Origin of the sequence: Sphingomonas sp. SORGH_AS_0789, from assembly GCF_031453055.1 — a bacterium.
Classification (GTDB): domain Bacteria; phylum Pseudomonadota; class Alphaproteobacteria; order Sphingomonadales; family Sphingomonadaceae; genus Sphingomonas.
Map to the genome: position 1 here is coordinate 2,875,162 of NZ_JAVIYV010000001.1, position 19,133 is coordinate 2,894,294.

General features: G+C 68.8%; 21 protein-coding genes. 7 read left to right on the forward strand and 14 right to left on the reverse strand.

Features of this window, described 5'->3' with window-relative positions; all coding sequences use genetic code 11:
• Position 1 precedes the first annotated feature (1 nt).
• Genes cysD through QE360_RS13230 form a run of 8 tightly spaced genes read right to left on the reverse strand, consistent with a single transcriptional unit; the run spans position 2 to position 7,149 of the window.
• On the reverse strand, positions 2 to 901 hold the full coding sequence (gene cysD / locus QE360_RS13195; protein ID WP_309702160.1) for a sulfate adenylyltransferase subunit CysD: 900 nt from the start codon (positions 899 to 901) through the stop codon (positions 2 to 4).
• A 49-nt stretch (positions 902 to 950) separates the two neighbouring features.
• The gene (locus QE360_RS13200; RefSeq protein WP_307099352.1) at positions 951 to 1,169 is read right to left on the reverse strand and encodes a hypothetical protein; all 219 of its coding nucleotides are present in this window, start codon (positions 1,167 to 1,169) and stop codon (positions 951 to 953) included.
• 39 nt (positions 1,170 to 1,208) lie between these two features.
• Entirely contained in the window at positions 1,209 to 2,462 is a 1,254-nt protein-coding gene (locus QE360_RS13205) for an N-succinylarginine dihydrolase (protein ID WP_309702162.1), read from the reverse strand.
• A gap of 5 nt (positions 2,463 to 2,467) precedes the next feature.
• A complete protein-coding gene (locus tag QE360_RS13210) occupies positions 2,468 to 3,487 on the reverse strand; it encodes an arginine N-succinyltransferase (protein ID WP_309702164.1) in 1,020 nt (339 codons plus the stop codon).
• Positions 3,484 to 4,686, reverse strand: a complete 1,203-nt coding sequence (locus tag QE360_RS13215; RefSeq protein ID WP_309702165.1) for a hydrolase — start codon at positions 4,684 to 4,686, stop codon at positions 3,484 to 3,486. Before QE360_RS13215 ends, QE360_RS13210 begins: the two co-directional genes overlap by 4 nt.
• 48 nt (positions 4,687 to 4,734) lie before the next feature.
• Complete coding sequence (locus QE360_RS13220) at positions 4,735 to 5,646, reverse strand: YdiY family protein (RefSeq protein WP_307099344.1); 912 nt, start codon at positions 5,644 to 5,646, stop codon at positions 4,735 to 4,737.
• Positions 5,647 to 5,656: 10 nt separating this feature from the next.
• A complete protein-coding gene (locus QE360_RS13225; protein ID WP_307099342.1) occupies positions 5,657 to 6,172 on the reverse strand; it encodes an RNA pyrophosphohydrolase in 516 nt (171 codons plus the stop codon).
• On the reverse strand, positions 6,169 to 7,149 hold the full coding sequence (locus QE360_RS13230; RefSeq protein WP_309702168.1) for an alpha/beta hydrolase: 981 nt from the start codon (positions 7,147 to 7,149) through the stop codon (positions 6,169 to 6,171). Before QE360_RS13230 ends, QE360_RS13225 begins: the two co-directional genes overlap by 4 nt.
• Positions 7,150 to 7,168: 19 nt before the next feature.
• Here QE360_RS13230 and QE360_RS13235 point away from each other — a divergent pair, with 19 nt between their 5' ends.
• Entirely contained in the window at positions 7,169 to 8,116 is a 948-nt protein-coding gene (locus QE360_RS13235; protein ID WP_309702169.1) for a histone deacetylase, read from the forward strand.
• A complete protein-coding gene (locus tag QE360_RS13240) occupies positions 8,113 to 9,480 on the forward strand; it encodes a deoxyribodipyrimidine photo-lyase (RefSeq protein WP_309702171.1) in 1,368 nt (455 codons plus the stop codon). Before QE360_RS13235 ends, QE360_RS13240 begins: the two co-directional genes overlap by 4 nt.
• A gap of 120 nt (positions 9,481 to 9,600) precedes the next feature.
• Here the strand turns inward: QE360_RS13240 and QE360_RS13245 are convergent, their stop codons facing one another.
• The 3 genes from QE360_RS13245 to QE360_RS13255 are packed head-to-tail and all read right to left on the reverse strand — an operon-like array spanning position 9,601 to position 11,380.
• Complete coding sequence (locus tag QE360_RS13245; RefSeq protein WP_183950758.1) at positions 9,601 to 9,741, reverse strand: DUF2256 domain-containing protein; 141 nt, start codon at positions 9,739 to 9,741, stop codon at positions 9,601 to 9,603.
• Positions 9,741 to 10,841, reverse strand: a complete 1,101-nt coding sequence (aroB, locus tag QE360_RS13250; RefSeq protein WP_309702173.1) for a 3-dehydroquinate synthase — start codon at positions 10,839 to 10,841, stop codon at positions 9,741 to 9,743. Before aroB ends, QE360_RS13245 begins: the two co-directional genes overlap by 1 nt.
• A complete protein-coding gene (locus tag QE360_RS13255; RefSeq protein ID WP_307099329.1) occupies positions 10,838 to 11,380 on the reverse strand; it encodes a shikimate kinase in 543 nt (180 codons plus the stop codon). Before QE360_RS13255 ends, aroB begins: the two co-directional genes overlap by 4 nt.
• 81 nt (positions 11,381 to 11,461) lie before the next feature.
• On the opposite strand from QE360_RS13255, the gene QE360_RS13260 reads away from it, so the two are divergent.
• Genes QE360_RS13260 through QE360_RS13275 form a run of 4 tightly spaced genes read left to right on the forward strand, consistent with a single transcriptional unit; the run spans position 11,462 to position 15,318 of the window.
• Positions 11,462 to 11,596, forward strand: a complete 135-nt coding sequence (locus tag QE360_RS13260) for a hypothetical protein (protein ID WP_307099327.1) — start codon at positions 11,462 to 11,464, stop codon at positions 11,594 to 11,596.
• 46 nt (positions 11,597 to 11,642) lie between these two features.
• Positions 11,643 to 13,445 carry a hypothetical protein gene (locus QE360_RS13265; RefSeq protein WP_309702175.1) on the forward strand — a complete coding sequence of 601 codons (1,803 nt, stop codon included), beginning with the start codon at positions 11,643 to 11,645 and terminating at the stop codon, positions 13,443 to 13,445.
• Entirely contained in the window at positions 13,442 to 14,356 is a 915-nt protein-coding gene (locus tag QE360_RS13270; RefSeq protein WP_309702177.1) for a tyrosine-type recombinase/integrase, read from the forward strand. The genes QE360_RS13265 and QE360_RS13270 overlap by 4 nt, the downstream gene beginning before the upstream one ends.
• A gap of 11 nt (positions 14,357 to 14,367) precedes the next feature.
• A complete protein-coding gene (locus tag QE360_RS13275) occupies positions 14,368 to 15,318 on the forward strand; it encodes an acetyl-CoA carboxylase carboxyltransferase subunit alpha (protein ID WP_309702178.1) in 951 nt (316 codons plus the stop codon).
• A 124-nt stretch (positions 15,319 to 15,442) separates the two neighbouring features.
• On the opposite strand, the gene QE360_RS13280 is transcribed toward QE360_RS13275, so the two are convergent.
• Positions 15,443 to 15,622, reverse strand: coding sequence for a Flp family type IVb pilin (locus QE360_RS13280; RefSeq protein ID WP_307099319.1), 180 nt, complete (start codon positions 15,620 to 15,622; stop codon positions 15,443 to 15,445).
• 129 nt (positions 15,623 to 15,751) lie between these two features.
• On the reverse strand, positions 15,752 to 15,943 hold the full coding sequence (locus QE360_RS13285) for a Flp family type IVb pilin (protein WP_309702180.1): 192 nt from the start codon (positions 15,941 to 15,943) through the stop codon (positions 15,752 to 15,754).
• 32 nt (positions 15,944 to 15,975) lie between these two features.
• Between QE360_RS13285 and QE360_RS13290 the strand changes: the two genes are divergently transcribed.
• Positions 15,976 to 16,440: a (deoxy)nucleoside triphosphate pyrophosphohydrolase gene (locus tag QE360_RS13290; protein ID WP_309702182.1), complete on the forward strand. Its 465-nt coding sequence runs from the start codon at positions 15,976 to 15,978 to the stop codon at positions 16,438 to 16,440.
• On the opposite strand, the gene QE360_RS13295 is transcribed toward QE360_RS13290, so the two are convergent.
• Positions 16,386 to 19,127 carry a DUF5695 domain-containing protein gene (locus QE360_RS13295; RefSeq protein ID WP_309702184.1) on the reverse strand — a complete coding sequence of 914 codons (2,742 nt, stop codon included), beginning with the start codon at positions 19,125 to 19,127 and terminating at the stop codon, positions 16,386 to 16,388. The genes QE360_RS13290 and QE360_RS13295 overlap by 55 nt on opposite strands.
• Positions 19,128 to 19,133: the final 6 nt, after the last annotated feature.

The following is a 19,133-nucleotide window of genomic DNA, read 5'->3' on the forward strand; positions in this document are numbered from 1 at the left end:
CTCAGAAATACCCCTCGCGCTTCTTCTTCTCCATGCTGGCGGCCTGATCGTGGTCGATCGCGCGCCCCTGACGCTCCGAGGTGGTGGTCAGCAGCATTTCCTGAATGACCTCGGACAGCGTCGCCGCCTCGCTCTCGACCGCGCCGGTCAGCGGATAGCAGCCCAGCGTGCGGAAGCGGATCGAGCGTTCGACCGGCACCTCGCCGGGCCGCAGGCGGAAACGGTCGTCATCGACCATCAGCAGCATCCCGTCGCGCTCCACCGTCGGGCGGGGGGCGGCGAAATAGAGCGGCACGATCTCGATGCCTTCCTGAAGGATATACTGCCAGATATCGAGTTCGGTCCAGTTGGACAGCGGGAAGACGCGGATGCTCTCCCCCTTGTGAATGCGGCTGTTATAGAGATTCCACAGCTCGGGCCGCTGTGCCTTGGGGTCCCAGCCATGCGCGGCCGAGCGGAAGGAGAAGACGCGCTCCTTGGCGCGGCTCTTCTCCTCGTCGCGCCTGGCGCCGCCGAACGCCGCGTCGTATCCGCCCGCGGTCAGCGCCTGTTTCAGCCCCTCGGTCTTCCACATGTCGGTATGACGGCTGCCATGGTCGAAGGGGTTGATCCCCAGCGCCTCGGCCTCCGGGTTGCGGTGGACGATCAGCTCCATCCCCGCCGCCTCGGCGGCACGGTTGCGCAGCTCGTACATCGCCTGGAACTTCCAGGTCGTGTCGACATGGAGCAGCGGGAAGGGCGGGCGCGCCGGGAAGAACGCCTTCTTGGCCAGATGGAGCATCACGGCCGAATCCTTGCCGACCGAATAGAGCATCACCGGCCTTTCGGTCTCGGCAACGACTTCGCGCAGGATGTGGATGCTCTCGGCTTCGAGGCGCTGAAGGTGGGTTAGGCCAGTCATCGGATTGTCAGATAATGTCGCCAGCGAACCGCGCGACCAACTTATCCTGTCAATCGCGATAGTCCCGCTCCAGCGAGTCCAGAATCCGCGCGCCCGCCATGAACACCGCAATGGGGCAGGCGGCGAACAGGATCTTGCCGGGAAGTCCTGGATAAGCGGTCAGATAATGCATCCCACGCTCGACCGCGCCCAGGCCGAGACCATAGATGACGAGAAACGCCTCGAACTTCGTCTTGATGGTGAACAGGGCGACCAGGCGGGACCACATGCGGCGCTTTACACCACCGCTCAGGCCCCGCGCCAAGCCTCAACCGGCGGCCAATATGAGACAGTCGAGCGATTCCAGTAGCGCGCGCCGGGCCCCCTCGACCTGTGCGACGAGGCGGGGATCGGCGATCCCGGTCGGATCGATCGCCACGGGCCAATGCGCCTCGACGACGGCGGCGATCCGGTCGAGCGCGGCATGATCCACCAGGAAGCGCGGGTCGATGGTCGCGGGGTCGGCGACGACGCGCAGCCGCAGACAGGCGGGGCCGCCGCCATTGGCCATCGATTCGCGGACGTTCACCACCTCCAGCCGCCGGATCGGGCCATTGCCCGCGACATGCTCCTGTAGCCAGGACCAGACGGCGGCGTTGTCGCGCGCCTCCTGCGGCAGGATCAGCGTGGGCTGGCCTTCCGGCGGCGTGACGAGCTGTGCGTTGAACAGATAGGAGGTGATGGCATCCTCCAGGCTGACCCGCGCGGCGGGCACCTCGACGATCTCGACATCGGGCATCAGGGTGCGCAGGTTGGCGTGAAAGCTCTCCCGGTCGGCAAAGGCCTGTTCATGCGCGAACAGCACGCGTTCATTGGCGACCGCGACGACATCGTTGTGGAAGGCGCCCGCCGCGATGGCGGCATCCGACTGGCGCGCGAACAGCACCCGGTCGGGCGACAGGCGGTGGGCGCGGGCGACCGCCTCGCACGCCTGACGGTGCTGGCGCGCCGGGAAGGGGCCGCCGCTCTCGCCATAGACGAAGATCTCGACCCCGGGGTGATCGTGGCCGCTGCACAGCCGCATATGGTTGGCCGCGCCCTCGTCGCCGAACGGGGCGGGGACCGGCGGATGGACGACGAAGGCCGGATCGGCGAAGATCAGCTTGAGTTGCGCCAGCGTCGCGGGCCATTCGTGGCTGCGATGCGGCATGGTCAGCAGGTTGGCGACGGTCAGATGGCATCGCCCGTCGCGCGTGTCGGGCGCGGGCGAGACGGTCGCCGCATTGGCCGCCCACATCGCCGAGGCGGACAGGCTTTGCGCCTTCAGGACGGGCGAGGCGGCGTCATAGTCGGTCGCCAGCCGCCCGAGCCAGCCATGATCGGGCCGGGGATGCGGCAGGAGGATGCCCTGCACCAGTCCCAGGTCGAAATTCGCGCGCATCTTGGCGATCCCCTGAAGCGCGGCGGCGCGGGGGTGCGAAGTCCTGCCCGCATTGCGGGTCGCGGCGAGATTGCCATGGCTGAGCCCTGCATAATTGTGGCTCGGCCCGATGATGCCGTCGAAGTTGATCTCTCTCAGCATGACGCTCACCGATCGATATGCAGGACGGTGTCGCCGACCGCCAGGTCGAGCGTGTTGGCGGCCTGTTGGGACAGGATGATCCCGCCATCCCCGTCGCGGAGCTCCGCCAGCGCGCAGCGGAAATCGGTCAGCCGTCCCGCCGCCACCAGCGCCTCGCGGCCCGGATGCGCATCGATCGCGACCACCCGGCTCTCGCGCGCGTCGCGGATCGTCCGCACCTGGTCGGTCCGCGCGGTCATGGTCGGACCGCCGTCGAAGATGTCGATATAATGCTCGAAGGCGAAGCCCTCATTCTCCAGCATCCGCATCGCCGCGCGGCCCGAGGGGTGGGGCAGGCCGATCGCGGCGCGCGCGGTGTCGGTCAGCATCGCGGTGTAGATGGGATGCTTGGGCATCAGGTCGGCGATGAACTGGTGGCCGTGGATCGCATTGAACTGGTCGGCTTCCTGGAAATTCATCCCGAAGAAGCGCCCCGCCAGCCCGTCCCAGAAGGGCGATCCGCCCGCCTCGTCGATCACCCCGCGCAGCTCGGCCAGCACCCGGTCGGCGAAGCGGGCCCGGTTGGCGCGCATGAACAGGTAGCGACTGCGCGCGAGCAACAGGCCCAGCCCGCCCGCGCGTTCGCCGGGATGCAGGAACAGCCCGCCGACCTCGCTCGCGCCCTCCAGGTCGGTGGTCAGCGACAGCATCTCGGCGCGGAAGGTGCGCTCCAGCTCGCGGCTATGCTGGGTCAGCGTGCCGATGCGATAGCTGTAGAAGGGATGCTTCTGCCCGACATGGGTGAAGATCTGGCAGGTGCCGCGCACCTCGCCGGTCGCGCGATCCTCCAGCATCAGGACGAACAGCTCGTCCTTGACCTTGCCGTCGCCGTCACCGGCAAAGGCCTCATGGCTGCGCCCCAGCTTGGCGGTCAGCGCGCGGCGGTCGGGGGGCAGGTTGGTGAAGCCGCCGCCGGTCAGCTTGGCCATTTCATACAAGTGGCGAAGGTCGCTATCGACCGCGGGGCGGATGCAGAAGCTGCTCATGCGGCACCGATGATGCGCAGGATGGTCAGCGCCGACAAGCCCGCGCGTTCGGCCAGGCTGTCGATCAGCATATATTCCTCCGCCGAGTGGATCGCGCCGCCGCGCACGCCCATGGTGTCGACCACCGGCACCCCGGCCGCGGCGATGTTGTTGCCATCGCACACCCCGCCCGTGTCGCGCCAGCCGATGGTCAGGCCCAGATCGCCGCCCGCCGCGCGCACCGTCTCGAACAACCGGGCCGCACCGTCGTCAATGGGTTTGGGCGGACGGTTGAAGCTGCCATGCACCGCCACGCCCACGTCATGCTCGGCGGCGATCCGCTCGGCAATGGCCTGCATCGCGGGGCCGGTCCGCTCGATCGCGGCGAGCGCGCGGGGGCGGAAATTGACGTGCAGCATGGCGAGGTCGGGGACGACATTGTTCGGCCCGCCGCCATCGATCCGCGCCGGATTGACGGTGATGTCGTCCGAGCCCAGCTGCGCCAGTTCCAGCGTGATCCGTGCGGCGGCGACGATGGCGTTGCGCCCTTCCTCGGGATTGCGGCCCGCATGGGCGCTGCGCCCGCGCACGACGATGGTGAAGTTGCCGGTGCCGCCGCGCGCGCCCGCCAGCGTCCCGTCGGGCAGCGCGGGTTCATAGGTCAGCGCGGCGACCTTGCCCGCCGCGACCCGCGCGATCAGCGCCGCCGACGATGCGGAGCCGGTCTCCTCGTCGGAGTTGATGAGGACGTCATAGCCGAACCGTTCGGCCAGCGGGCTCGCCTCCACCGCCTGGAGCGCGGCGAGCAGGACCGCCAGCCCGCCCTTCATGTCGGCGACGCCGGGGCCGCCGATGCGGTTGGCGTCGAGCCGCGTCACCGCCTGAAAGGGGTGGTCGGCCGGATAGACGGTGTCCATATGGCCGGTGAACAGCATCTGCACCGGCGCGTGGCGACGGACCGAGAGATGCAGGTGGCGGCCATGGTCGAGGGGGGCCAGCCGCCCGTCCGCGCCGACCCGCTCGACCCGGTCGGGATCGACCAGGGCCAGCGTGCCGGGCAGGGTGCCGAATCGCTCGGCCAGCCGATCGGCCATGATCGCCAGTCCGGGCAGGTTGCGCGTGCCGCTGTTGATCGCGGCCCATTGCTCGACCAGCGGCAGCATCGGATAGGCGGCGGCGGATGCCACGGTGTCGCGTTCGATGGGTGTCAGTCTCTCCATCGCGCGAGACTATGCCATGCCATGGGGGCAGGTGAACCCCCCGCCGCGTCAGAAGCTATATACCACCGAGGCGCGGGTGATCGTGTCGGTCGTCTGGCGGCCCGCCGGCGGCTGGCTTTCATACTGGACATTGTACGAAATCTGCGCGGAGAGCGGCCCGAACACCTTGGCGTTCAGCGCCGAATTGGTGCCGATCGTGCTGTTGAACTTTTGCAGATAGGCCGAGGCGCTCTGGGTCAGCGACATGGCCGGGGTCAGTTTCCAGACGAAGTTCAGATTGCCGCGCGCCGCCAGCGCGCTTTCGATCCGGCCGTCGGTGAACTCGGTATGCCGGAACGCCGGGCCGAGTTCGACGTCCAGCGTCATGCGGGGTTTCCGGATCGCGCTGTAACCCGCACCCGCCGAAGCCGAGAAACGGTTGAAATAGCCGAGAAAACGGTCGCCTTCATATTGCGCCGCGCCGTAAACGTAATTGTTGGCGCTGAGTTTGTAATTGGGTTCGTAGGACGCGACATAATGTTCGCGGCTGGTGACGTTGAAACTCTCCTGATAATCGCCCTGGACGTGCAGCTTGTGCCGCCATTGCAGCCCCTCGCGCGTCAGGTCGAGCACGCCGGTCAGGCCCAGATTCTGGCTGTTGCCCGTCGTCGCGAACCCGCCCAGTTCGACGCGGCCATGCCACAGGTCGAAAAAGGTCGCCTCGCGCAGCGTCCGGCTGCGGCTGGCGGTCTTTTCGTCGCGCCAGACATCGGCCATCGCATCGATCGCGTCGGCGGCCTCGGGCACGGCGTTGCGGGCATATTTGACGACCGTGGTGATCTCGGTCTCGTTCCCGCTGGCGATCGCGGCCTCCAGCATGGCACGGATCGGCGGCGGGATCAGCGCGGGGTCGGGGTCGTTCGGCTCGGCATTGGCCAGCAGGCCGAGCGCCATGGGGATCAGCAACAGCCGGGTCTTCATGGTTCGAGCCTTACGCCTTTGGCGGTTCCGCGGAAACGGCGCGGGCCCCATGCCCTGCGGTGAAATGCGCCGCGAAGACGACCAGCAGTTCCTCGTACAGCGCCTTCTTGAACGGCACGATCATCGCGGGCAGCGTCTCCGGCTCGGCCCAGCGCCAGGCGCGGAATTCGGGATGCTCGGTGTCGATGCGGATGTCGCTGTCCTCGCCCAGAAAGCGATAGAGGAACCAGATCTGCCGCTGGCCGCGCCATTTGCCCTTCCACACCTTGCCGATCATGTCCTCGGGCAGGTCATAGGTCAGCTCGCGGGGGGCCCTGGCAATCAATTCGACCTTGTCGGCGGTGACGCCGGTTTCCTCGAACAACTCGCGAAGCCCTGCCGCATCGGCATCCTCGCCCGGATCGATCCCGCCCTGCGGCAGCTGCCACGCCTCCAGCGTCGAATCGATCCGCTGGCCGACAAAGACCCGGCCGTCGCGGTTCATCAGGATGACGCCCGCGCAGGGGCGATAGGGAAGGTCGGTCATGGCTGTTGTCCCATTTCGCTATGCCCCATCGCCTCGGCGATCAGTGCGCGCAACGCAAGCAGAAATCCGGTCAGGTCGGCAACGCCGGAGGGGATCGCCTTGCGGATCGTCGCAAAGCCATGGATCGTACCCCGCGCCTCGCGGAAGGTGACGGGCACGCCCGCGCGCGCCAGCGCGGCGGCATAGGCGCGGCCCTGATCGCGGATCGGATCGCACTGGGCAGTGACGATGACGGCGGGCGGCATGGCGGTCAGGTCGCCGCGCATCGGGGCGGCGCGGACATCGCCCAGGTCGGCGGCATAGCAGGCGACGAACCAGTCCAGCATCGCGCGCGTCAGGAAATGCCCCTCGGCGAAATCGCGCAAGGACGGATGCGCGCGGCCCATGTCGGTCGCGGGATAAAGCAGCCCCTGCGCGATCACCGGCACGGCGGCGGGCCGGTCGCGCAGCGCCATGGCGGTGACGGTGGCGAGCGTCCCGCCCGCGCTGTCGCCGGTGACGATCAACCCGGTCGTACCCGGCTGTCCCGCCAGCCAGCGCGCGGCGGCCTCGCAATCCTCGGGTGCGGCGGGCCAGGGATGTTCGGGGGCGAGGCGGTAATCGACCGACACGACCGGCAGGTCGAGCCGCCGCGCCATCTCGGCCGCCAGCGAGGCGTGGGTGTAAATGTCGCCGATGACGAAGCCGCCGCCATGGCAGAACAGCATAACCGGGCCGGGCGCACGCTCCTCGCGCGGATCGAACCGCCGCGCCGGGATCGCGCCCGCCGGGCCCTCGATCGTGAAGGACCGGTCGGTGCCGAGCGGCCCGACCGGCGGATCGGTCAGGTCCCGCGCCGCCCGCATCATCTGTCGCGCCCCCTCGGGCCCCAGTTCATGCTGCGGCGGGCCGGGCAGGCGGTTGTAATAGCCGAGGAAGCGGGCGACATCGGCGCGCAGTTCGGGCAACGGGGCCGGGGCCCTCCTATCGCGGGTCATGGCTTCCTAACTAGGGCGCATGATCCATGTCGTCCATCACCCGTCCTATGTGACGGAGGCCCCGGCCCGCTCCACCTATCGCTGGGGCAAGAATGGCGCGATCCGCGACCTGCTGCGCGCGAAGGGGGATGATGTCGCCTGGACCGAGCCGCTGCCGATGCCGCGCCGCTGGCTGGAGGCGGTGCATGACCCCGATTATGTCGCCGAGGTGCTGGAGGCGCGAGTGCCGCCCGACAAGACGCGGCGCATCGGCTTTCCCGTGACCGAACAGGTCGCCTACCGCGCGCAGGCGGTGCCGGGGGGAAGCTGGACGGCGGCGATGCTGGCGCTGGAGCACGGCTTTGCCGCCAACACCGCCGGGGGCAGCCATCATGCGCTGGCGACGACGGGCGCGGGCTATTGCGTGTTCAACGACCTGGCGATCGCGGCGGTGCGTCTGGTCGAGGAGGGGACGGTCGACCGCGTCGCCATCATCGACTGCGACGTGCATCAGGGCGACGGCACGGCGGCGCTGACCGCCGGGCGGCCCGATATCGTCACCTATTCGATCCATGCCGAAAAGAACTTCCCCGCGCGCAAGGCGCGCTCGACGCTGGATGTCGGATTGCCCGACGGGGTGGACGATGACGGCTATCTCGCCGAGCTCGAGGCGACGCTGCGCCCGTTCCTCGCCGAGCATCGGCCCGACATCATCTTGTACCAGGCGGGCGTCGATCCCTTTGTCGACGACCGGCTGGGCCGCTTGTCGCTCAGCCAGGCGGGGTTGGTCGCGCGCGAAAACCTGATCGCCGACCTGGCGCTGGCGCACGCGCTGCCGCTCGCCAGCACGGTGGGCGGCGGTTATGGCGACGATGTGATGGCCATTGCCGAGCGGCACGTCACCGCGCTGATGACGCTGGGCCACAGATTGGCGCGGCGACCGGAACGCGGGGAACCGGAACGGGATCGAAACGTAACGGCTGCATGACATCCCCGCATATCGTCTGGTTTCGCCAGGACCTCCGCCTTCACGATCAGCCCGCGCTTCTGGAGGCGGCGCAGGCGGGGCCGGTCATCCCGGTCTATATCTTGGACGATGAGACGCCCGGCGACTGGCGGATCGGCGGCGCGCAGCGTTGGTGGCTGCATCACAGCCTCACCTCGCTGGGCAAGGATCTGGAGGCGCTGGGCAGTCGCCTGATCCTGCGGCGCGGGTCGGCGGTCGCGGCGATCCGCGCGCTGGTCGAGGAGACGGGCGCCGCGCAGGTCCATGCCATCCGCCATTACGAACCCTGGTGGCGCGCGGCGGAGGACGAACTAAGCGATGTGCTGACCCTGCATGACGGCAATCACCTGGCCCGCCCCGAATGCGTGACGACGGGCGGGGGCAAGCCGTTCCGCATCTATTCGGCCTTTTGGAAGGGCTTGCAGGGTCATATGCCGCCCGCCCATCCGCGCGACGCGCCCGACCGGCTGGATGCGCCGGAGGCATGGCCCGAGGGCGAGGCGCTGGCCGAGTGGAAGCTGCTGCCGACCAGGCCCGACTGGTCGACCGGCTTCGGCGAGGACTGGGAACCGGGCGAGGCGGCCGCGCGCGAGCGGATGGCGGATTTCGGGGTCAAGGCCTCGGCCTATGACACCGCGCGCAACATGCCCTCCGAGGAGGGCAGCTCGCGCCTGTCGCCGCATCTGCATTTCGGCGAGGTGTCGCCGCGTGCGGTGTGGCACTCGCTCGACCGGCATGGCGATACCGAGACGTTCCGCAAGGAACTGGCGTGGCGCGACTTCACCGATGGCGTGGTGATGGCGCTGCCCGATTATGCCGATCGCAACGGGCGCGAGGCGTTCGATCGCCTGCCCTGGCGCACGGGCAAGGCGGCGGAGGCCGACCTGAAGGCGTGGCAGACCGGCAGGACCGGCTATCCCATCGTCGATGCCGGCATGCGCCAGCTCTGGACGACCGGATGGATGCACAACCGGGTGCGGATGATCGCCGCCTCCTTCCTGATCAAGCATCTGCTGATCGACTGGCGCGAAGGCGAACGCTGGTTCTGGGACTGTCTGGTCGATGCCGATTACGGCAACAATGCGGTGAACTGGCAATGGGTGGCGGGGACCGGGATCGACGCCAACATGTTCGGGCGGATCATGGCGCCGCTCAGCCAGTCGGAGAAGTTCGACGCGGGGGATTATATCCGGGAATGGGTGCCGGAGTTGCGCGACCTGTCCGATGCGGTGATCCATGATCCCGAAGAGGCGGGACGGCGGCCGAAGGGCTATCCGGCCAAGATCATCGGCCATCGTGAGGGGCGCGAGCGGGCGCTGGCGGCGGGGAAGGCGGTGCGGGGATAGGGTGGGCTTGGCCTTCGACTGCGCTCAGGCTGAACGGGGTTTGGGGTGGTGGGTCGAAAGGGGTCGGGCTCTTGCCAACCGCCGTTCAGCCTGAGCGAAGTCGAAGGCCACGCGAAAACCTCACCGCTTCCTGCGGCAAGCATCCGAGCAATAAACGACCTGGTCCCAATCTCGCGCCCATTTCTTGCGCCAGGTGAAGGGGCGTCCGCAGGCCGGGCAGGTCTTGCTCGGCAAATCCTGCTTGCGGACGCCATTGGGCATCAGCGCGCTTCCGTGTCCAGGAACGCCGCCACGTCGGCCAGGTCGACCGTCTTGTCGAGATAGGTCCGGCCGATCCCGCGCGCCAGCAGGAAGGGCAGGGTGCCCGCCGCCATCTTCTTGTCGTGCTTCATATGCTCGACCAACGTCGCGGACGGCGCATCGATCCCGGCGGCGGCGAGGCCGTCGGGCAGGCCGACCGCGCGCAGATGCGCGGCGACCCGCTCGGCATCCTGCCCCTCGCAAATCCCCTTGCGCACCGAATAGCGGAAGGCGAGCGCGCAACCCGCCGCGACGCCCTCGCCATGGAGCAGCCGGTCGGAGAAACCGGCCTCCGCCTCCAGCGCATGGCCGAAGGTGTGACCGAGGTTCAGGAGGGCGCGGATGCCGTTCGTCTCATGCTCGTCCGCCGCCACGATCCGCGCCTTGGCCGCGACCGAATGCGCGATGGCATGGACCCGCGCCTCCGCATCGCCCGCCAGCAGCGCAGGGGCATTGGCCTCGCACCATTCGAAAAAGGCGAAATCGTCGATCAGGCCATATTTGACGACCTCGGCATAACCGGCGCGCACCTGGCGCGCGGGCAGCGAGTCGAGCACGTCGGGGTCGATCAGCACCATCGCGGGCTGGTGGAACGCGCCGATCAGGTTCTTGCCCGCCGAGGTGTTGATCGCGGTCTTGCCGCCGACCGACGAATCGACCTGCGCCAGCAGCGTCGTCGGGATCTGGACGAAGCGGCAGCCGCGCTTGACGATCGAACAGGCGAAACCGACCAGATCGCCGATCACCCCGCCGCCCAGCGCGATGACATGGTCCGACCGCTCCACCCCCAGTTCGAGCAGCCGGTCGCAGACCCGCTCCAGCATAGCCCAGCTCTTGGTTTTCTCGCCCGGCGGCAGGATGATCGCCTCGCTGGCGACGCCCGCATCGGCCAGCGACGCCTGGAGCTTGACCAGGTGCGGGCGGACATTCTCGTCGGTGACGATCGCCATGGCGCGGCCGCGCGACAGCGGCGCCAGTATCTCGCCCGCGCGCGCCAGCAGCCCGGCCTCGATATGGATGGGATAGCTGCGGTCGCCCAGCGACACGGTGACGGTCTTCATCGTCCGATGGCTTTCAATATGGCGTTGACGGTGGCCTCGTGCGGGCCGCGCTTGCTGGAGACGTGGATGGGGGCGAGCGCATAGATCGGATTGCGGACCGCCGAGAGCTCGCGCAGCACCTTCAGCGGGTCCTTGCCGCGCAGCAGCGGGCGGGTGTCGCGCCGCCTTACCCGCTCGGCGAGCACCTCGGGGCTGGCGTTCAGCCAGATGGCGGTGGCCTGTTCCAGGATCAGCGCGCGGGTCTCGTCATTGATGAACGCGCCGCCGCCAGTCGCGATCACCTTGGGACGGCCATCGACCAGCCGCGCGATCACGCGCCGCTCGCCGTCGCGGAAATAGGGTTCGCCGAATTGTTCGAAGATTTCGGTCACGCTCATGCCGGCGGCTTGTTCGATCGCGTGGTCGGCATCGACGAAGGGCACGCGCAACCGATTCGCCAGACGGCGGCCCACGGTCGACTTGCCCACGCCCATCAGGCCGACGAGCACGATCGGCGATCCGGTCCAGCTTGCATCAACGGGGTTGTGGCTTTGCAACATTGCACTCTGCGCTATACAGCGGGCGCGCGCCCGGCAACACCGACCGGGCTTTCACGGGTCCATTATAAGGTTTTGCGTTTCATGTCCCGTATGGTCGTATCGCTTATCGTCCTGCTCGTCGTCATTGTCGGGGGGCTGTTCCTGCTCTCGGGCCGGGCGACCGAACGGCCCGTGACGCAGGTCGAAAAGGCGGTCTCGCTTGGCAACCTGCAATAAGCGTCGTCGCGCCCTCCGCCATGTGCCGAGGGCCGTCGCGCTTCTGATGGCCGGCGCGGCCGCGCTGGCCGCCGCGCAGGATCGTCCCGAATCGCTGCTCCCGCCGGGGTTCGGCCAGCCGAGCGCGCCGGGCGCTCCCCGGCCGACGCCGCGTGGCACCGCGACGCCCCGCGCCACGCCGCGTCCGGTCGCGAGCGGGACGCCCGTCGCGGTGCCGTCGCCCGCGCCGACTCCGGCCCCGGCCGACCCGGTCGGCGCGCTGATCGAATCGCTGTCGACCCCGGTTCCGACCCCCACGCCGTCCCCTTCGCCGACCCCGGCGATGGATGCGCGGACGCTGGCCGAATATGAGCTGCCCGCTTCGTCGCGCCGGTCGCTGGCGCTGGTCGGGCCCGCCGGGCCGCGCGAGGGCGCGATGGGGCCGGAAATGTTCGCCGGGGCCGATGGCCGCGTCGCCGAGGCGCTGATGCGGCGGCTGTCCGCCCCGCTGCCGTCGCGCTGGATGTCGATCCTGCTCCGCCGGACGCTGGCCGCGCAGCTGACGACCCCGAATGGCGTGAACGGCGCGGATTTCGCCGCCGAACGCGCCTGGCTGCTGCTGCGCATGGGCGAGGCGCAGGTCGCGCGCGCGGTCGTCCAGTCGGTCGATACGGCCAATTATACGCCCAAACTCTATCAGGTCGCGATCAACGCGCTGCTGGCGTCCAGCGATCCGGCCGGGCTCTGTCCGCTGGCGGATCGTGGTGCGGCGGTGACCGGACTGGTCGGCTACCGCGTCGCGCAGGGCATGTGCGCCGCGCTGGCGGGCGATGCCGCGCGTGGCAGCGCCATCGTCCGGCAGGTCCGGCGACAGCGCGCCGCCGACGATTTCGACCTCAAGCTGGCCGAAAAGCTGATCGGGTCGGGCGGCAATGGTCGCCGGGCGGTGACGATCGAATGGAGCGGCGCGGACCGGCTGACGACCTGGCGCTTCGGCCTGTCGACCGCGACCGGCGTGTCGATCCCCGAAGACTATCTGTCCTATGTCGGCCCGCAGGTGCGCGGCTGGCTGGCGACATCGCCTGCTGTGCCGGCGACCGAGCGCGTGAGCGTGGTCGATCAGGCGGCGGCGATGGGCGTGCTCTCCAACGTCGCGCTGGTCGATTTCTATGCGGCGCTGGCCGATAACGACCAGGCCAGCCGCGCCCAGGGCGCGATCGCCGACGATTTGCGCAATGCCTATGCCGCCGGGGATGCGGGGGCGCGGTTGAGCGCGATCCGTTCGCTCTGGGGGGACGGCGCGCGGACGCCTTATGGCCGGTTGATCCTGACCGCGCGGGCGGCGGCCCGGCTGCCGGTGGTGGACGATGGCGAGGAAGCGGACCGGCTGGTCGCCTCGATGCTGTCCGCCGGACTGGATCGCAGCGCGGCGCGCTGGCACGGCGCGGTCAAGCAGGGCGGCGATGGCTGGGCGATGATCGAACTGACCGATCCCGAGCAGCAGGGTCAGGTCCCGTATGACCGCATCACCGGCTATGCGGGCACGGGCGGCGACACGCGGTTGAAGCAGCGCCTGTTCTTCGCGGGGATGGCCGGGCTCGGCCGCCTGTCCGCCGCCGATATGGAGCGCGGGGCCGAAGCCTTCGACGTCCGCATCGGCCAGCGCAATCCCTGGACCGAGGCGCTGGAACAGGCGGTGGCCGACGGGCAGACCGGCATGGTCGTCCTGCTCTGTGCGATCGGCATGCAGACCGGCAGCTGGAGCGGCGTGCCGCCCCAGGCGCTGTACCGCATGGTCGAGGCGCTGCGCAGCGTCGGGCTGGACGGCGAGGCGCGGATGATCGCGGCGGAGGCGATCGCGCGGGCATGAGCGCCACCGACCCCGTCCTGACCGACCGGGCGCTGATCGACCGTTTCCTGGAGATGATGGCGGCGGAGGCGGGGGCGGCGGGCAATACCGTCGCCGCCTATCGCTCCGATCTGCGGCTGGCGGGCGAGGCGATCGGCGGGCTGGCCGAGGCGGATGAGGCGGCGCTGCGGCGGCTGGCGGACGGCTGGTGCGATCTGGCCAACGCCACCGTGGCGCGCAAGGCGGCGGCGCTGCGTCGTTTTTATGCCTTTCTGTACGAGGAAGGGATGCGCGAGGACGATCCTTCCTCGGTGCTGCCGCGTCCCGGCCAGCGGCGCGCGCTCCCCAAGATCCTGAGCCATGCCGATATCGACCGGCTGTTCGCCGCGATCGGCGAGCGCGTGACGGCCGCGCATCCGGCCCCCGCCGACCTGCGGCTCGCGGCGTTGATCGAGTTGCTCTATGGCTCCGGCCTGCGGGCGAGCGAGCTGGTCGCGCTGCCCCGCAACGCCATCCATCCCGACCGGCCGTTCCTGATCCTGCGCGGCAAGGGCGGGGTCGAGCGGATGGTGCCGATCTCCGACCGCGCGCGCGCGGCGGTGGCGGCGTGGCGCGCGCATGTCCCGGCGGACAAGCCCTGGCTGTTTCCCGGCGGCAAGAAGCACCTCTCGCGCATCCGCCTCTATCAGCTGGTCAAGGCGCTGGCGGCGGAGGCGGGCATCCCGCCCGACCGGGTGAGCCCGCATGTCCTGCGCCATGCCTTTGCCACCCATTTGCTGGGCGGGGGTGCCGATCTGCGCGCGGTGCAGGCGATGCTGGGCCATGCCGACATCGCGACGACCGAAATCTACACCCATGTCGAGGCGGGTCGGCTGGTCGAACTGGTCAACACCCGCCACCCGCTCGTTGATTTTCGGGACAAGCGCCCTTAGGCGGTAGCGCCATGTCAACGAGCTTCCTCGATTTCGAGAAACCCATTGCCGAGCTTCAGAGCCGGATCGACGAACTGCGCGACACGACCGCCGAAGGGACGGTCGATATCGGCGCGGAGATCGCCAAGCTTCAGGCCAAGTCGGACAAGCTGCTGCGCGATACCTTCGCCAGGCTGACCCCGTGGCAGAAGACCCAGGTCGCCCGGCATCCGCAGCGTCCGCATTTCAAACATTATGTCGCCGGGCTGTTCGACGAGTTCGTACCGCTGGCGGGCGACCGCGCCTTTGGCGACGACCAGGCGATCATGGGCGGCTTCGCGCAGTTCCGGGGCCAGCGCGTGATGGTGCTGGGCCATGAAAAGGGCGAGGATACCGCCAGCCGCCTGCGCCACAATTTCGGCATGGGCAAGCCTGAGGGCTATCGCAAGGCGATTCGCCTGGTCGAGCTGGCCGATCGCTTCGGCCTGCCAATCGTGACGCTGGTCGACACCTCGGGCGCCTTCCCCGGCATCCAGGCCGAGGAGCGCGGCCAGGCGGAAGCCATCGCCCGCTCGACCGAGGCCTGCCTGGCGGCGGGCGTGCCGGTCGTCTCGGCGATCGTCGGCGAGGGCGGCTCGGGCGGCGCGGTGGCGCTGGCGGCGGGCAACCGGGTGCTGATGTTCGAGCATGCCGTCTATTCGGTGATCAGCCCGGAGGGCTGCGCCTCGATCCTGTGGCGCACCGCCGACAAGGCATCCGAGGCGGCCGAGGCGATGCGCGTGACCGCGCAGGACCTGAAGGGCTTTGGCGTGATCGACACGATCGTGGCCGAGCCGGTCGGCGGCGCGCATCGCGATCCGGCGGGGGCGATCGCCAATCTGGGCGATGCGGTCGAGAAGGCGCTGGGCGAGCTGGGCGGCCTGGGCCGCGACGAGCTGAAGCGCGGTCGTGCCGCCAAGTTCCTGGCGATGGGGCGGCTTTAATCGGCGTCGGCCGCTTGGACGGCCGGGTCTGAAACGAAAAGGGTCGGCGACCGCATCAGGCAGTCGCCGACCCTTTTTCTCGTATCCGGCAAACGACCTATTCGTCCCTTGCCGGATTCGTTCATCAATTCGCGCTGGACGAATTGTTGAGGCGGGTCGAGACGTTGGTGAAGGTGTTCTTCAGGCTGTTGCCGAGCGTCTGCATCGCACCGATCGCCGCGACCGCGATCAGGGCAGCGATCAGGCCATATTCGATCGCCGTCGCGCCCTTGCTGTCCTTCATCATCTTGCGGATCGTCTTCATTCCGGGCTCCATTCCTTTGAATGCCGTGTTGACCAGTCACAGTCTGAGCCGGAGGGCCGGATCAGCTGGTTATTCATAGGCTTGTATTCATTGAAGAAAGTTTAATTCGCGGGTTTCCGACCAAGCGGATCAGGTCGCGTCGGTCAGGGTCGTACTGATCCGGTCGAACAGGGCCTGGAGGTCCACGCCGATCTGCGACAGGGCCGCGACGATGGCCAGCATGACACAGGCTATGATCAACGCATATTCCACGGCGGTCGCGCCGCGATGGTCCGCCGCGATTTCGCGTGCCAGGGTGAGGATCGGGCCGAACGCTTTCATCGATTCTATGGCGTAACGAGGAAAGGTTAATAATGTCTGTCGAACCCATGGCCCGCCCGCTCTTTCCGGTCGTCGCCGCAGCGCTGGTCGACGGCGAGGGGCGGGTGCTGTTGCAGCAGCGTCCGGCGGGCAAGACGCTGGCCGGGCTGTGGGAATTTCCGGGCGGCAAGCTGGAGCCGGGCGAAAGCGCCGAAGAGGCGCTGATCCGTGAACTCCATGAGGAACTGGCGATCACCGTCGACCTCGCCGCGCTGGAGCCCGCAGGCTTCGCGACCGAGATATTGCCCGACCGGCATCTCCTGCTGCTGCTCTATGTGATCCGGCGCTGGTCGGGCGAGCCCGTCGCGCTGGAGGCGGACGGGCTGGTGTGGCGCACGCCGGAGGCGATGGACGCGTTGCCCATGCCCCCGGCGGACGGCCCGCTGGTGCGTCAGTTGCGCGCTTATCTGGGCGAGAGGACGACCTCGGTAGGACCGGCGGCCAACGGCACCGAATAGCCGCCGCGCTCCATCACCCCCCGATCGGGCGTATAGGCGCGGCCGCCGGTCGTCGTGGTCTCGACGAACAGCCGGGCCTGCGGCGTGTCGGCCCTGGCGGGATCGAGGATCAGCCGCACCGTGCCGGTGGCGGGGGTGTAGCGCGCCTCGGCGATCTTGCCCGCCTCCAGCGTCAGCCAGAGCCCGGCGGGCGCGACGAACAAGCGGCTGCGCGCGCCGTCCTTTGGCACGACGCGGATCGTCCCGTCCGCCTCTGACAGGTTGCCGCCATAGGACAGCCAGCCCAGCCGGGGATCGTTCACCACATAGGTGGCGGCGGCATAGGCATGGCCGAAAAAGCCCATGCCATAATCCCCGCTATACGGATCCCACTCCATCCGGTCGGGCCAGCTATGGAAGGCGGCGGAGGAGGATCCGTCCTGGCCGATATTGGTGATCCCGCCCATCAACCCGCCATAGGCGACGCGCAGCAGATGCAGGTCGGCCGGGTTGCGCCGGAACGAATCGAACAGCGGGATGGCGTTCAGCGTCGATCCGTAATGATGGATCTGCCGCTCCAGCCGGGGATATTTGCCGCCATAGAGGAAATCCCAATAGCGCCGCGCATTGCCGTTATAGCCCCAACTGGGGATGGACGGGTCATAGCCCAATATGACTTCGCGCGTGACGTCGGCCTGCGGGCCATAGCCGAAATAGCGCATCCAGGCATAGACCTCGGCCTGGCCGGTCGAATCCCACGCCATCTCGCTGCCAAAGGGATAGCGCAGCGTCCGCCAATGGTCCGCGCGACCCTTCATCAGCGCCTCCACCTCGGCGGCCTGGGCGGTCCATCCCTCGCGCTTCAGATCGGTCAGGATGTCGACGAAGACGTCCCCTTCCATCAGGCCGTATTGCGCATAATGCGGCGCGTCGCGCATCATCGCGGTGATGGTGCGATAGGCATGGTCCAGATACCAGCGCCAGTCATGCACGCGCGTCATCCCCGGATGGTTGCGCGCGATCCGGTAGAGTGCCCAATGCCCCGCCGCGACATGCGGGTAATTATAGGCGCGACCCAGATCGTCCGCCTGATCCTTCTTCCACGAGGTCCAGCTCTGCCAGTCCTTGGCGGGTTGATAGAGCGAAGGGAAGGCGGCCGGGTCGTAATAGAACAGGCTCTTCTTCACGCCGCCCGCATGCGGGCCGTCGGCGACCTGGAGGCGGCCGACCACCGTCTTGTCGACCAGCTCCTCGATCCGGGCGAGTTCGGTCGCGTCAGGATTGTCGAGCTGCTTCATGACGGCGGCGACCCAGCTGCCCGCGCCGCCCTCGTCGCTCATCCCCGAAATCCACACGCGCGGATCGGCGGTGACGATGCGATCCGCCTCGCGGTCATAGGTCAGGATGGCGGGCGACCGGCCGAAGGGATCGTCCTTGCCCTCATACCATTGCCGCGTCGTCGCGAAGTGGCCGAGATCGGCCATGGTCCGCTCGAGCGGCTTGGTGACGAAATAGGGAATGGTCTGCACCTGGCCGTCGGCATAGGTCAGCGACAGCCGCGCACGGCCCCATTGCCGCCCGCGCACCGACAGCTTCTCCCAGCCGGGCTTGCCCGCCGCCCGCGTGACCTCCAGCGCGCCCGCCGGATAGCTCTCGATCCCGGTGATGGGCGAGGGGGCCCGGACGAACAGCGATGCGTCGAGGTCGCTCGGCACGACATAGCCCGGCACGCCGACGACGACCGGCCGCTTCTGCGCGATCAGGGTCGGCTCGATCCCCCGGATGCTGGGCGCGGCGACGAAGCGAAGGCCGATCCGGCGGCTCTCGCCGGGGGCGAGGCGGATGCTGGTCGGCGCGTTCCACGGCACGCCCGCCTTGTTCCAGTCGGTCTGCGCATAGGCGGCGCTGGCGACCGTCCAGTCGTAAAAGCCCTCCGACGTCTGGGCGCGCGGGCTCGCCTCGGCGATCACCGCCTTGCCGCCGGTCTCGCGGACCGTGGGGATCGGGACATAGGCCTCCAGCGGCGTCGCGGCCTGGGGCAGGACCAGCAGCGCGGGGCCCGCGCCGTTCAGCCGCGTCACCTGCACATAGCCCGCGTCGCGCCCGATATAGGGATCGGCGAAGCTCGCCTGGGTATGCGCCTGTTCGAGCGTGCGGTCGGAGATGATGTTGTCGAACACCATCGGCAGGCCCAGCCCGCCAATCTCCACCGTCTGGCCGCTGGTGTTGGTCAGCGTGAAGGCCAGCCCCGGCGCGCCCGCCGCGTTCGTCCATTCGCGCACGATGCGCAGCGGCAGTCCGGGGCCCATCGTCGCGGTCATGTCCGCCGCCGCCAGCACGTCGCCCTTGGCGGACAGGGCGCGGACCGGCACGCGCTGCTTCGAGGAGGAGAAATCCTGCCACGGCCCGGTGCCGGTACGGACCCGCAGGTGCAGGTCGCCCAGATGATTATACCCATTGCCGCTCCGCTCCCGCGACCGACCGACCGGCAGGAAGTCGAAAGCGGGATCGGCGAGCGGCGACAGGCTGCGCGCGGTCTGGCTGGCCGGATCGAGTCGCAGGCGAAAGGCGCCGACGCGCATCGCCGGGGCGGAGGGGGCGGCCGCCTTGGGCCCGGTCGCGCGGGGCACGGCCTTCTGGGCCGGAACCGCCGCGACGGACAGCAGGGCCAGTGTCACGGGGAACAGGCGGAACGGAGAACGACGCATCGAGAA

Excerpts from the sequence above, each read along its gene's own strand:
- QE360_RS13255 (WP_307099329.1), bottom strand. The coding sequence starts at position 11,380 with ATGTTGCAAAGCCACAACCCCGTTGATGCAAGCTGGACCGGATCGCCG.
- QE360_RS13200 (WP_307099352.1), bottom strand. The coding sequence starts at position 1,169 with ATGTGGTCCCGCCTGGTCGCCCTGTTCACCATCAAGACGAAGTTCGAG.
- QE360_RS13210 (WP_309702164.1), bottom strand. The coding sequence starts at position 3,487 with ATGAGCAGCTTCTGCATCCGCCCCGCGGTCGATAGCGACCTTCGCCAC.
- QE360_RS13260 (WP_307099327.1), top strand. The coding sequence starts at position 11,462 with ATGTCCCGTATGGTCGTATCGCTTATCGTCCTGCTCGTCGTCATTGTC.
- QE360_RS13215 (WP_309702165.1), bottom strand. The coding sequence starts at position 4,686 with ATGGAGAGACTGACACCCATCGAACGCGACACCGTGGCATCCGCCGCC.
- cysD (WP_309702160.1), bottom strand. The coding sequence starts at position 901 with ATGACTGGCCTAACCCACCTTCAGCGCCTCGAAGCCGAGAGCATCCAC.
- QE360_RS13225 (WP_307099342.1), bottom strand. The coding sequence starts at position 6,172 with ATGACCGACCTTCCCTATCGCCCCTGCGCGGGCGTCATCCTGATGAAC.
- aroB (WP_309702173.1), bottom strand. The coding sequence starts at position 10,841 with ATGAAGACCGTCACCGTGTCGCTGGGCGACCGCAGCTATCCCATCCAT.
- QE360_RS13205 (WP_309702162.1), bottom strand. The coding sequence starts at position 2,462 with ATGCTGAGAGAGATCAACTTCGACGGCATCATCGGGCCGAGCCACAAT.
- QE360_RS13280 (WP_307099319.1), bottom strand. The coding sequence starts at position 15,622 with ATGAAGACGATCCGCAAGATGATGAAGGACAGCAAGGGCGCGACGGCG.
- QE360_RS13285 (WP_309702180.1), bottom strand. The coding sequence starts at position 15,943 with ATGAAAGCGTTCGGCCCGATCCTCACCCTGGCACGCGAAATCGCGGCG.
- QE360_RS13290 (WP_309702182.1), top strand. The coding sequence starts at position 15,976 with ATGTCTGTCGAACCCATGGCCCGCCCGCTCTTTCCGGTCGTCGCCGCA.
- QE360_RS13235 (WP_309702169.1), top strand. The coding sequence starts at position 7,169 with ATGATCCATGTCGTCCATCACCCGTCCTATGTGACGGAGGCCCCGGCC.
- QE360_RS13230 (WP_309702168.1), bottom strand. The coding sequence starts at position 7,149 with ATGACCCGCGATAGGAGGGCCCCGGCCCCGTTGCCCGAACTGCGCGCC.
- QE360_RS13220 (WP_307099344.1), bottom strand. The coding sequence starts at position 5,646 with ATGAAGACCCGGCTGTTGCTGATCCCCATGGCGCTCGGCCTGCTGGCC.
- QE360_RS13265 (WP_309702175.1), top strand. The coding sequence starts at position 11,643 with ATGGCCGGCGCGGCCGCGCTGGCCGCCGCGCAGGATCGTCCCGAATCG.
- QE360_RS13240 (WP_309702171.1), top strand. The coding sequence starts at position 8,113 with ATGACATCCCCGCATATCGTCTGGTTTCGCCAGGACCTCCGCCTTCAC.
- QE360_RS13295 (WP_309702184.1), bottom strand. The coding sequence starts at position 19,127 with ATGCGTCGTTCTCCGTTCCGCCTGTTCCCCGTGACACTGGCCCTGCTG.
- QE360_RS13275 (WP_309702178.1), top strand. The coding sequence starts at position 14,368 with ATGTCAACGAGCTTCCTCGATTTCGAGAAACCCATTGCCGAGCTTCAG.
- QE360_RS13270 (WP_309702177.1), top strand. The coding sequence starts at position 13,442 with ATGAGCGCCACCGACCCCGTCCTGACCGACCGGGCGCTGATCGACCGT.
- QE360_RS13245 (WP_183950758.1), bottom strand. The coding sequence starts at position 9,741 with ATGCCCAATGGCGTCCGCAAGCAGGATTTGCCGAGCAAGACCTGCCCG.